At 62.3% G+C, this 12,553-nt stretch carries 10 protein-coding genes; all 10 read right to left on the bottom strand.

The features are described 5' to 3' along the window. Positions 1 to 320 precede the first annotated feature (320 nt). Positions 321 to 1,889, bottom strand: coding sequence for a cell division protein FtsZ (gene ftsZ, locus ACLB1Z_RS02950; protein WP_409561967.1), 1,569 nt, complete (start codon positions 1,887 to 1,889; stop codon positions 321 to 323). Positions 1,890 to 1,985: 96 nt separating this feature from the next. Then, a complete protein-coding gene (gene ftsA, locus ACLB1Z_RS02945; protein WP_409561966.1) occupies positions 1,986 to 3,242 on the bottom strand; it encodes a cell division protein FtsA in 1,257 nt (418 codons plus the stop codon). Between the two features lie 9 nt (positions 3,243 to 3,251). Further along, a complete protein-coding gene (locus tag ACLB1Z_RS02940) occupies positions 3,252 to 4,259 on the bottom strand; it encodes a cell division protein FtsQ/DivIB (RefSeq protein WP_409561965.1) in 1,008 nt (335 codons plus the stop codon). Next, entirely contained in the window at positions 4,247 to 5,200 is a 954-nt protein-coding gene (locus ACLB1Z_RS02935; RefSeq protein ID WP_409561964.1) for a D-alanine--D-alanine ligase, read from the bottom strand. Before ACLB1Z_RS02935 ends, ACLB1Z_RS02940 begins: the two co-directional genes overlap by 13 nt. Positions 5,201 to 5,239: 39 nt before the next feature. Next, complete coding sequence (gene murB, locus ACLB1Z_RS02930) at positions 5,240 to 6,208, bottom strand: UDP-N-acetylmuramate dehydrogenase (RefSeq protein WP_409561963.1); 969 nt, start codon at positions 6,206 to 6,208, stop codon at positions 5,240 to 5,242. After that, on the bottom strand, positions 6,208 to 7,644 hold the full coding sequence (gene murC, locus ACLB1Z_RS02925; protein WP_409561962.1) for a UDP-N-acetylmuramate--L-alanine ligase: 1,437 nt from the start codon (positions 7,642 to 7,644) through the stop codon (positions 6,208 to 6,210). Before murC ends, murB begins: the two co-directional genes overlap by 1 nt. Before the next feature lie 56 nt (positions 7,645 to 7,700). Next, the gene (murG, locus tag ACLB1Z_RS02920) at positions 7,701 to 8,828 is read right to left on the bottom strand and encodes an undecaprenyldiphospho-muramoylpentapeptide beta-N-acetylglucosaminyltransferase (RefSeq protein ID WP_409561961.1); all 1,128 of its coding nucleotides are present in this window, start codon (positions 8,826 to 8,828) and stop codon (positions 7,701 to 7,703) included. Positions 8,829 to 8,838: 10 nt separating this feature from the next. Further along, positions 8,839 to 10,020: an FtsW/RodA/SpoVE family cell cycle protein gene (locus ACLB1Z_RS02915; protein WP_409561960.1), complete on the bottom strand. Its 1,182-nt coding sequence runs from the start codon at positions 10,018 to 10,020 to the stop codon at positions 8,839 to 8,841. Then, positions 10,017 to 11,432, bottom strand: a complete 1,416-nt coding sequence (gene murD, locus ACLB1Z_RS02910) for a UDP-N-acetylmuramoyl-L-alanine--D-glutamate ligase (RefSeq protein ID WP_409561959.1) — start codon at positions 11,430 to 11,432, stop codon at positions 10,017 to 10,019. The genes ACLB1Z_RS02915 and murD overlap by 4 nt, the downstream gene beginning before the upstream one ends. 37 nt (positions 11,433 to 11,469) lie before the next feature. Beyond that, on the bottom strand, positions 11,470 to 12,552 hold the full coding sequence (gene mraY, locus ACLB1Z_RS02905) for a phospho-N-acetylmuramoyl-pentapeptide-transferase (RefSeq protein WP_013945977.1): 1,083 nt from the start codon (positions 12,550 to 12,552) through the stop codon (positions 11,470 to 11,472). Between the last annotated feature and the right edge of the window lies 1 nt (position 12,553).

The raw sequence follows: 12,553 nt of genomic DNA, 5'->3' as shown, positions 1-12,553 counted from the left end.
CCAACCACCCCCTGACCTACCTTGAAGTCCTTCTGATTCTATCAGCTCGTTCCAGCCTTATTTTGGCCGCGTCCGCTCTGATCAAAGGCTCATCACAAGTGGTCAATGCACAAAAGCTAACTGCTTCGCTAAACACCGACAAATCACGCTTTCTTACATTGTGTTACGCTTTAGCAACCATTCTTGACGTTTCCCGAGACCTGATGCAGCCGCATTTTGACCGCGTTCTTCACCCGAAAAATCGCACTCTCTCGCCACCTTTCTATCACGTTCGAAGCCGGAAATGTGGCGGCGAGAAATTCTATTCCGTATACGGCTGATTATCTCCGGCCTAAACCGGCAAAACGTCCCAAAAGGCCCGGTTTTCTTTGCTCTTCTGCATCTCTGCCGTGGGTCCGCGGAGCACCGTTCTGACGCGCATTCCATTCCTTCTGCGCCTGCGGCGGAAATTCCTCGATGCCCGGCACCCGGCGCGCGCCACGCTGGATCTCCGTCGGGGCCTGCGGCTCGAATCGATGATCGTAATTTTGCGCCGGAGCGTCGGCCGGAAGGGGCGGGGTCCGTAACAATGCGTTACCGGACAGGGGAGGAAAATTTTCCAGCCCGTCCTCGATCATGACATTCCCTGGGGCTACCCAGCTGTCGCGGCCACCACGCGGTTGTTCTCTGTGGATAGGCTCAGAAAAATTCTGTGGTGCCGCAGCCGTCGGCGCCTGCAAAGCTTCAGCAAGACGCCGCTGCAGGTCGCCCGGAGGTGCGGGGAGCACGGCACTGCGTTCCACCTGCTGCTGTGGCGCTGCATGCTGCTGCGACATCTCCGCAGCCTGCTGCTGTGACTGGGGAGCATACGTGCCCTGACCGTGACCCTGCACCTGCTGCGCAGCATTGAAGGCCGCCTGCTGGGCCATCATACGTTCGGCCATCCGGTGATCCATGCCCGATGCAACAATCGAGACGCGAAGACGATCGCCGAGCTGCTCATCGAATGTCGCACCAACGATGATGTTGGCATCGTGATCGACCTCCTGGCGGATGCGGCTCGCTGCCTCATCAACCTCATAGAGCGTCATGTCGCGGCCGCCGGAGATCGACAGCAGCAATCCCTTGGCGCCGCGCAGCGTCACGTCATCGAGCAGCGGATTGGCAATGGCTTCTTCCGCCGCGAGTATGGCGCGCTGTTCACCGGTCGCTTCGCCCGTGCCCATCATCGCCGTACCCATGCCGCTCATGATCGTGCGGACATCGGCGAAATCGAGATTGATAAGGCCTTCCTTGAGAACAAGCTCGACGATGCAGGCGACGCCCGAATAGAGCACCTGGTCGGCCAGAACGAAGGCTTCCGCAAATGTCGTCCGCTCATTGGCAATCCGGAACAGGTTCTGGTTCGGAATGACGATCAACGTATCGACGAGATGGCGCAGGTTTTCGACACCCGCCTCCGCAATGCGCATGCGCCGCGCGCCTTCGAATTGGAACGGCTTGCAGACGACGCCGACCGTCAGCGCTCCAAGCTCCCGCGCAATCCGCGCGATGACGGATGCCGCGCCCGTGCCAGTGCCGCCGCCCATACCGGCCGCGATGAACACCATGTGCGCGCCTGCAATATGCGTACGAAGCTCTTCGAGCGCTTCTTCCGCCGCAGCTTCGCCGATCTCCGGCTTGGCGCCTGCGCCGAGCCCTTCGGTCAGATTGATGCCGAGCTGAATACGATGTTCCGCACTCGAAGCATCGAGCGATTGCGCGTCCGTGTTCGCAACCACGAACTGCACGCCCTGAAGCCCGGCGGCAATCATGTTGTTGACGGCATTGCAGCCCGCGCCGCCGACGCCGATGACGGTGATCCGAGGCTTGGCGTCGACCAGCTTCGGCAGTTGCAGCTTGATGCTCATGGCGTCCCCGAGAATGATAGTTGGGCGTTCGGCACGACTGTTTCTGCCGCCAACGCCGCCTGCTTCGACGATCTCATTTCTGTCTTCGACACGTCTTTAAAACCCGCCTTTAAGCCACGTTCCGACGCGACCGAGATATCCTTGCGTCACGGTCTTGCGACCGCGCGCCATGTTGAGTTCGCCGTCTCCGCGCGCCGCCACGATCGCAAGACCGGAAAGCGTCGCGAGCTGCGGCCCTGAGAGACTTGCGGCAAGACCGTGCAGATCCATCGGCCGACCGAGCCGGACCGAACGTCCGAACGTATCCGCGACGAATCCCGGCAATCCGGTGAGTTGGCTGGCCCCGCCCGTCAGTACGATCTTGTCTCCCACGTAGCGGCTCGCGGCGTTCAGCGTTAAGCGCTCGCGCACAAGCCCCAGGATCTGCTGCACGCGCGGCCGGATGATATCCGTGAGCCGCGCTTTCGTTGTTTCGTAGCTGCCGTCATCCTCCTCTCCGGCGATCGGATAGGAGAACGACTCATGCTCGTCTGACTGGGCGTTGAGGAGTGTGCCATAAAGCGTTTTGATTCGCTCGGCTTCTGCAAGTGGCGTCTGCAACGCCTTCGCAATATCGTAGGTAATATGTTGACTGCCGACCGGGATCACGTCGATGCCCGTAAAGCGCCCATCTGCGAAGAGCGTGATCGACGTCGTTCCGGCGCCGAAATCGATGCATGTCACACCGAATTGCCGCTCTTCTAGCGTTGTAGCAGCGAGCGCACTTGCATAAGGCGACGCGACGAGCGCATCGCAACTCGCATAGCACCGGTCGATCAGAACCAGCAGATTGCGCAGCGGCGCTTCATCCGCCGTCACGGCGTGCAGCCCGGCCGAGATTCGTCGCGCCGAAAGACCGAGCGGATCGCGGACACCCTGTGCCCCATCGACCTCATAGCCCAGGTGGTTGAGATGGAGCAGCGTTCGGCCGTTGCGCTCAGCGTAGCTTTCGCCCGCTGACATCAGCCGCGCCAGATCTTCTTCCCGCACGCTGCCGGTTTCGATATCCGCACGCGCCGTGCAATGAACCGATGAAATCCGCCCCGCCGATACAGACAGCGTAAAGCCGCCGACCGACGTTCCGGCCGCGCGCTCTGCTTGGCTGATGACGCCGCGAACGACGCCTTCCGCTTCATCGAGATCCGTCAAAACTCCGGCTTTGACGCCTTTCGAACGCTGCATGCCAAGACCCGCGAGCCGCAACGACGGCATCGCCATTCCGGCCACGTATTCGGCGACGACGACGCCGGCAACAGTCTTGCTAGTGCCGATATCGAGAAGCCCGAAGGTCTTGTAGGTGCGCCGCTCCGCCATGCCAGCCCCCTACTGTTGCGCCGAGGCGACCGCTGTCGTCCCGGAGCTTCTGAGAGATGCCGTCCGCGCAGATGACGTTACCGGCCGCATCGCGATCCGGCCCGGCGTGCGCACGTCGACGATCATCGGCGCGCCGGTCAAGGCTGCCTGGACCGCCGGCGTATTGGCGATTTCCTGCAAACCTTCGATCTCGCGATCGGCGGCGAGGTCGAGCGCCGTGCCGTTCCGCAAGACGATCCGCCACCGCCGCTCGGCAACACGCTCGCCATAGGCGTACTGCCGCTCGATCTTGGGAACGAGATGAACGGCTGAGAGCATCAGCATCGCTTCGCTGTCGGCGCCCTCACCGACCACGCGCGGCAATTTCCATGTGCTGGCGGTCGGCATCGGCCCAAGCGCCCGCCCCGTCGCATCAACGAGATAATTCGTTTCGCCCCGCGTCCACACGAAAGCCGGAGCGCGCTCATGAATGACGATATCGAGCGTCCCTGGATAGATGCGAGTAAGTTGCACGGTATCGACCCACGGAATGCGCTCGATCCGCTTCATGGCGGCGTCAGAATCGAAAGCTGCGAATGTTTTTACGTTGGTGAGGTCCAAGGCGTCGTACACGTCGGAATCGGATGTGAAATGCTGGCCGGAGAGGTTGACCTGATCGATGCCGAAACCCGCCGCGATCATCAGACTGTCAGCTTTGTCGGAGAAATCGAAAGCCACGAGCTTGTCGAGCGGCAGCGTATAGGCCGCCACGCCAGCGACAGCCGCGACCAGTGCGGCAACTGCCGACGGCATCACCCACCGCCGTCCGCGACGCGTGCGTCTCAGGCGACGTTCGCCACGCGGAATTTGAAGTTTGGTCGTCACGCGCTTGGAGATCGTATCCGCAGAGCTGCGCCCGCGGGTCGTCGGCGTCGCCTCGGGCGAGGGCGGCACCCATTGAGCAGCCTCCGGTTCCGGCGTTGGCGCATCATGTGCAGCCCGCCACCAGAACCGATGCTTGCTCTCTACCTGTTGCAACTCGCGTCCTCGACCATCCACCGGACTAGGTCACCGAACGACCACCCGGCATAACCCGCCAGCTCGGGCACCAGGGATGTCCCCGTCATGCCCGGCTGAGTGTTGACTTCGAGGCAGATCAGCTCGCCCGTTCCACCGGCCGTGTCGTCGTAGCGAAAGTCGGCCCGCGATACGCCGCGACAGCCCAAAGCCTGATGCGCCCTTAACGTTAAGGAACGGAGTGTCTGGTAAACATCTGGTAAAAGTTTCGCGGGCAGTTCGTGCTTCGAGCCGCCGGGTGCGTATTTGGCCTCATAATCGTAGAACGCGAGGCCGCGAAGCGGCACAATTTCAATGATATCCGTCACAAAATTGCCAATGACGGCGCAGGTTAACTCGCGCCCCGCCACATAACGCTCGACCATCACGATCTGATCGAGCGGACCACCAGCTGCGATCGAGTTCGGCGGCCGCTCGGCGCCGGGCGGCACGATTACGACGCCGACGCTCGACCCCTCCGTCACCGGCTTTACGACGTAAGGGGGAGCCATGACGTGGCCCTCCAGCGCCTCGCCGCGCGTCACCAGAGTGGCATCGGCAACGGGCACTCCCGCAAGCTTCATGATGTCCTTCGCCCGCTCCTTGTGCATGGCGAGTGCCGACGCCAGAACTCCGGAGTGAGTGTAGGGAATGCCGAGCAGCTCCAGCACGCCCTGCACGCAGCCATCCTCGCCGAACTTGCCGTGCAGCGCGTTGAAGCAAACGTCAGGCTTCAGCTCCTCCAACCGGCTGCCGAGATCGCGGTCGACGTCGATCTCGGTCACCGTGTAGCCGCTCTGCAGCAGCGCCTCCCCAACCGCCGCGCCGGAATTGAGGCTCACCTCGCGCTCAGCCGAAAGGCCACCCTTCAGAACGGCGACGTGATTGCGCGTACGCTTCGGGACCGGGCCGAGTGTGTTCATGTCTGGCTCGCTTGCAGATTGAAAATCATGTGCTGTGAATTAGTTTTGGTCGGCTCGCTCAGCGGCCAGCGCTTCCCCGACCGGACGGCCGGGTTTGGGAATACCGAGACGAATGATCTCCCAGTCGAGCGTGATGCCGGCCGTCTCGCGAACGCGCGCCCTAACCGTCTCACCGAGCGTCTCGACGTCTTCGCCGCTCGCTTGATTGTCATTGATCAGAAAATTGCAGTGCATCTCCGAAACCTTCGCACCACCGACGCGAAGCCCACGGCACCCCGCCTGATCGACAAGTTTCCACGCACTATGACCGGGCGGGTTCTTGAACGTTGAGCCGCCGGTCCGTTCCTTGATCGGCTGGTTCTTCTCTCGATACTCCGCGACCGCATCCATCTCTTTTAGGATTTCAGCCGGATCGCCGGGCTCACCCGCATACGTCGCTTCTGTGAAAATCCAGTCTTTCGGAATGCCGCAATGACGATAGGTGAAACCCATGTCGGCGAGCGACAGCACATGAACGGTGCCACTTGGATCAACCGCACGCGCGCCGATCAGACAATCTTTCGTCTCACGCCCGTGTGCACCCGCATTCATACGCAGCGCGCCGCCGATGGACCCCGGAATGCCGCGATAGAACGCGAGCCCACAAATGCCCGCGTCCGCCGCCGCCCGCGCGACCTTCACGTCGGGAACTGCCGTGCCGACGCGCAGCCGATGCCCGTCTTCGACGGCGATTTCAGAAAACCCGCGCCCGAGCCGGATGACGACACCCGGCACTCCCCCATCGCGGACGAGCAGGTTCGAGCCGAGCCCGATGACCTGCACCGGAACATCGCTCGGCCGATGCTTCAGGAAATACGCAAGGTCAGCTTCGTCGGCAGGCATGAACAGCATCTGCGCCGGACCGCCCACCCGAAACCAAGTGACATCCGCTAAAGAGGCATTCGCGCTCAGCCTGCCCTTGAGCTCCGGCATCGCGGCCTTGAGGTCGTCGGTGATGTCCGTGAACATCACCCCGCGCTCCCGGTACGTTTCGGTTCTTCCGCCAGCCATGCCGGCAAAGCATTTGCCCACTCGGTCGAATTACCGGCACCGAGGCAAATGACGAGATCCCCCGGCCGCGCCAGCCGCTTAATGGCTTGCACGATAAGCGCCGGATCGTCGACGGCCTCTGCGGGACGTCCGCCAACCGTTCGGATGCGGTCAGCCAGCGAGCGATTATCGACGCCGTCGATCGGGTTTTCGCCAGCGGTATAGAGCGGCGCCACGATCACGCTGTCGGCGTCCTTGAAGCATTGCGCGAACTCGTCCATCAGGTCGCGCACGCGCGTGTAGCGATGCGGTTCGACGACCGCGATCACGCGACCTTTCGTGCCGCCGCGCGCTGCTGCCAGCACCGCCGCGATTTCCGCCGGATGATGGCCGTAGTCGTCGTAAATCGTCACGCCGTTCCATTCGCCGGTGAACTGGAAGCGGCGCTTCACGCCGGAGAAACCGGCCATCGCGGCCTTGATCTTGGCGTCGGACAATCCGGCGTGCGTCGAAACCGCAACTGCTGCAAGCGCATTGAGCGCATTGTGCGCGCCGGGCACCGGCACCGACCAATCCAGCAACACGCGCGCACCGCCTTTGACCCGCGCCGCCAGGCTCGCATCGAAATAGGTCGTGTTGCCGACGATGCGGACGCCCGTCAGCCGAAGATCGGCATCCTCGCTCTGTCCGTACGTCAGCAGTCGGCGGCCATCGGCGCGCAGGTTCAGTCTCTGCACCATCTCCCGCACGACGGGATGATCGATGCAGACAACCGTCAGTCCGAAGAACGGAATGTTGCGCAGAAAGGCTTCGTATTCGCGGTGCATCGCTTCGACCGAGCCGAAGTAATCGAGATGCTCCGGATCGATGTTCGTCACGATGCCGATTTCCGTCGGCAGCCGCGTGAACGTGCCATCGCTCTCGTCCGCTTCGACGATCATCCACTTGCCCTGGCCGAGCCGCGCGTTCGAGCCCCAGGCGTTGATGATACCGCCCGTGATAACGGTCGGCTCTTCACCCGCTTCCGTGAAGATATGGGACAGCAGCGACGTCGTCGTCGTCTTGCCGTGCGTGCCCGTCACCGAGACCGTCGAATAGAGCCGCATCAGCTCGGCGAGAATTTCAGCGCGGCGGATGATCGTCAGGCCCTTCTGACGCGCCGCGACCAATTCCGGATTGAGCGCCTTCACCGCCGTCGAAATTACGACGTACCGCGCGCCGATGAGGTTCACCGGATCATGGCCGACAAAAACGCGAATACCCTTCGAGCGCAGGCGTTTGACGTTGGCGCTTTCTTTCTGATCGGATCCCTGAACGGTGTATCCTTTGGCGACCAGAATTTCGGCAATCGCGCTCATGCCGATACCGCCAATGCCGATGATGTGGAAAGGTCCGATGTCGCGCGGCATTTGCATGGCCGGAAGCTTCCTCGCTGTCTCTATCTCGCGCGGTTCGACGAAATGCAGATCCCTCAATGGTCACGCCCCGTACCTGTTTTACGCCCTTCTGCTAAAGCCAGCGTAAAATCGGCCAAATTCCGGACGGCATCGGGGCGTCCAGCGGTTTTAGCGGCCTTCGCTGCCGCCGCAAGGGCGTCAGGCGCAATCAAGAGCTTTTCCAGTTCGTCAGCGAGGCGTTCCGGCGACAGGTTTCGCTGCTCGATGCACCACGCGCCGCCCGATTCCGCTAAGCGGCGCGCATTGTTGAGCTGATCGTTGTCGAGCGCGTGCGGCAACGGCACCAGGATGGAGGGCCGCCCCATCACCGTCAATTCCGCAACCGTGGAAGCACCCGCCCGCCCGATGACGAGATGCGCGGCCGCCATCCGAGCCGGGAGATCTGCGAAAAACGGCGCAATTTCGGCGCTGATGTTCGCCTCCAAATAGGCATCGTTGACGCGCTCGATATCCTCTTCGCGCGCTTGCTGCACCACGCGCAGCCGCCCCCGGATGTGATCGGGAAGCGCAAAAAGCGCGAGCGGGACAGTATCTGAGAAAAACCGCGCACCCTGGCTGCCGCCGAAAATTAGAAGACGGATCACGCCCTCCCCGGCTGGCGCTTCATAAGGGCGCGTCGCGGCATCCATGACCGCTTGGCGCACTGGATTTCCGGTCAGCACCGCTTTTTCGGCGAGCTTTCCTTCCAGAAACTTCGTGCGCTCGAATGACGTGGCGATTGCCGTGACGCGTTTCGCTAACAGCTTGTTGGCGCGCCCGAGCACGGCATTCTGCTCATGAATAGCAGTCGGAATTCCGCGCAGCCGCGCCGCAACGAGCGGCGGATATGTCGGATAGCCACCGAAGCCAATGATCGCTGCAGGCTTTACGCGGCCGAGGATCGAATACGCCGCCTTCGTGCCGCGCGCCAGCATCAGCGCCGTCTTCGCGATATTGCCAGGAGACCGCGACGCAAGCGTCGCCGACGGCACCTGATAAATATCGCGCGCCGGAAAACCGCCGCCATAACGATCGCCACGCATGTCCGTCATCAGATCGACGACGACGCCGCGGCGCTTCAGCTCTTCGGCCAAGGCGAATGCCGGGAACAAATGCCCGCCCGTTCCCCCTGCGGCAAGCATGATGGATTGCGCGCCCGCCATTACCTCTTGCTCATCGTGTTGGAGTTTGACCCCCGAGTTGTACTTCGTCGATAGCTGGAATCCATCGCGGCTTTTTGAGGCGCTGTGGATCGGGCCGCCATCGCGTCAACGCCAGCAGCATGCCCGCGGTAACTGCCAGCGCCAACATCGACGATCCGCCCGCGGAAATGAACGGCAGCGTCATGCCCTTCGGCGGCAGCAGCCCGATATTGACGCCCATGTTGATAAGCGATTGCAGCCCGAAAACGAGCGCCAGCCCCTGGATCGCGAGCCGGTCGGCGGTGTTGGGTTCGTTCGCAGCGCGCCGCATGGCCCGCGCCACGATAAAAGCGAAAACGCCGAGCAGCGCGATACACGCGATCGCACCGTATTCCTCGCCGATCACCGCGAAAATGTAATCGGTGTGCGCGTCGGGCAGGATCGACTTGATCACGCCCTCACCCGGCCCACGGCCGAACAAGCCGCCTTCCGTAAACGATTGAATAGCCCGGCCCGCCTGCGAATTCTCCATCGGCGCCGCGCCGAAAAACTTGTCGAAGCGCGATTGCACGTGCGGAAAGTAGATATAGGCCATCCCCATTCCGCAACCGCCAAGAACCACCAGAATGCCCGCACCGATCACCGGCATTCCAGCGAGCAGATACATGAGGCCCGCGGTCGCGCTGATCAGCACGGTCTGGCCGACGTCAGGTTGCGCCACCAGGATCGCCCCGAAGAACGCCCAGAGCGCCAACCCGAACGGGAGCGCCGGCATATCGCCGCGCTTTCCCGCCTCACCGAACAGCCACGCCAGGATGACGATAAACGCCGGCTTCGCAAATTCGGACGGCTGAATCGTATAGCCGCCGAAACTCAGCCACCGCTGCGCGCCGTTGATCTCGGCACCGGAAAAAATCACGACGATCATGCCGCCGATCGCGACGAGAAACAGCCCTGCCGCCAGTCGCCTGACGCCGCCCGGCGTAAAAAACGAAATGACGATCATCAGGATCGTACCGAGCGCCGCGAAGAACACATGCCGCTCGACGAAATAATAGGTCGGCAAACCTTTCTTGATCGCAACCGCAGGCGACGCCGCAACCGACAGCACGACACCAATGGCGATGAGCGACAGCAGCGCGATCAGCAGCCCGCGATCGATCGTGAACGACCACTCCGCAAGCAGACTGCGATCGGCGCGCGAGAGCTTCATGGCCCAGCCCGCAATTCGATGCCGGGAAGAGCTGCGACCAGCCCCCGGAAACAATCGCCGCGGACTTCGAAATTACGGAACTGATCGTAGCTCGCGCACGCGGGCGAAAGCAGCACGACGGGTTCCTGCCCATCGCTCAACTGAGCGTCAGCCGAAGCCGCCCATAGCGCCTCGTTCAGCGTGCCGCTGCGCTCGAACGGAACTTTGCCGTCGAGCGTCGCTGCGAAGGCATCCGTGGCCTCGCCGATCAAATATGCTTTCGTGATACCGCCGAAATGCGGCTCCAAGCTCTCGATGCCGCCTGCCTTCGGCTTGCCGCCTGCGATCCAATAGACATCACGCGGAAACGACTGTAGCGCTTTCTCCGTCGAGTCCGCATTCGTCGCTTTGCTATCGTTGATGAACAGCACCTTGCCGATGCGGCCGATCTCTTCCATCCGGTGCGGCAGACCGGGGAACGACGACAGCGCACCCTGCCAATCGAGATCGGTCGTCCGCCCGAGCGCGCTGAGACACTCCCGAACCGCCGCAACGGCGGCCAACGCGTTCTGACCATTGTGCTTGCCGCGCAGCGTCGGGACACCTTCGAGTGTACCGAGCTTGACGGCGAGGCCTTCGCGATTGCTGCATACGATCGTATCGCCGAGCAGGCTGTAACCCGGTGCGATGGATTTTTCCGCGCTGAAGGCCACAACAGGACCGACGTTGATCCGCCTGCGCAGCATCGCCAGGCCGAAGTCGTCATCGATGCCGACCGCCGCAATGTCCGCGCCGAGCACGAGGCGCTCCTTGATCTCGGCGTAATGCTCGATCGAGCCGTGGCGGTCGAGATGATCGGGCGTGACGTTCAGCATCACACCGACGGTCGGACCGAGCGTCGGTGTCAGGTCGATCTGGAACGACGACAGCTCGACGACATGAAACCGTCCCGGCTCTGGCGGCTCAAGCGTCAGGATCGGCCTGCCGATATTGCCCCCCATCTGCACGTCGAGCCCCGCGTGCCGCAGAATGTGCGAGATCAGCGCCGTCGTCGTCGATTTGCCATTGGTGCCGGTGACCCCAATGAACGGCGAGCCGGGGGCATGCAGCGCCCGCTCGCGCGCAAAAATCTCGATATCGCCGATGACCGCAACACCGTGCTCGGTCGCGCGTTTCACCGTCCAATGCGGCTCCGGATGGGTCAGCGGCACGCCCGGTGCCAGCACCAGCGCGGCGAAGCCCGACCAATCCACAACGGACAGATCAAAAAGCGGAATATCCCTGGCGATGGCTGCATCCCGCGCCGCGATGCCGTCATCCCAAGCGGAGACGATGGCGCCGCCGGCAATCAAAGCCTCGGCGGCCGCGATGCCGGAGGCACCCAGCCCAAATACCGCTACGGATTTTCCCTTAAAGGACGTCGCGCGAATCATCGAGGTCAATCTACAGCAAGTCGCGTCGTTTGGCGTCCTAGCGCAGTTTCAGGGACGAAAGGCCGATCAGCGCCAAAATCACCGAAATGATCCAGAACCGGATCACGACCGTCGATTCCTTCCAGCCCTTTTGCTCGTAGTGGTGATGCAATGGCGCCATCTTGAAGACGCGCTTGCCGGTCCACTTGAACGACAGCACCTGGATGATGACGGACAGCGTTTCGAGCACGAACAGGCCGCCGACGACCGCCAGCACGATCTCGTGTTTGATCGCGACCGCAATCGCCCCGAGCGTGCCGCCCAGCGCCAGCGAGCCGGTGTCGCCCATGAAGATCATGGCGGGCGGTGCATTGAACCACAGGAAGCCAAGGCCAGCGCCGATCAGCGCCCCGCAGATGACGGACAACTCGCCCGTGCCCGGCACGTGATGAATTTGCAGGTAGCCCGCGAATTTCGCGTTACCCGAGAGATACGCAATCATGCCGAACGTCGCCGCCGCGATCATGACCGGAACGATGGCAAGGCCGTCGAGCCCGTCCGTCAGGTTGACGGCATTGCCCGCACCCGCGATCACCAATACGGCCATCAGCACGAAAAACGGCCCGAGATCGATGACCAGCTCTTTGAAGAACGGAAACGTCAAATCCGTCGCGAGCCCGGCCGGACTGAGCTTCATCAGCGCAAAGCCCGCCAGCGCGGCCACGAAAAGTTCGAGCAGGAAGCGGATGCGGCCTGAGAAGCCCGCAGTCGACCGCTTCGTCACCTTCAGAAAGTCGTCATAAAAACCGATCGCGCCATACGAAAGCGCAACGCCGAGCACGACCCAGATATAGCCGTTGTCGAGCTGCGCCCAGAGCAGCGTCGAGACCGTGACGCCGGCGAGGATCATCAGCCCGCCCATCGTCGGCGTACCACGCTTCAAAAGATGCGTTGCCGGGCCGTCGTCGCGGATCGGCTGCCCTTTGCCCTGCTTGACGCGAAGGAGATCGATGATCGCCGGTCCGAACATCATCACGAACAACAGCGCTGTAAAGATCGCGCCGCCGGTGCGGAAGGTGATGTAGCGAAAGACGTTCAGCGCGCTGATCTGGTCGCTGAAATTGACGAGCTCGTAGAGCATG

The organism is Hyphomicrobium sp. MC8b (assembly GCF_905067615.1).
Lineage (GTDB): Bacteria > Pseudomonadota > Alphaproteobacteria > Rhizobiales > Hyphomicrobiaceae > Hyphomicrobium_B.
The sequence above is the reverse complement of the archived record's forward strand: the minus strand, read 5'-3'. Positions and strand labels throughout refer to the sequence as shown.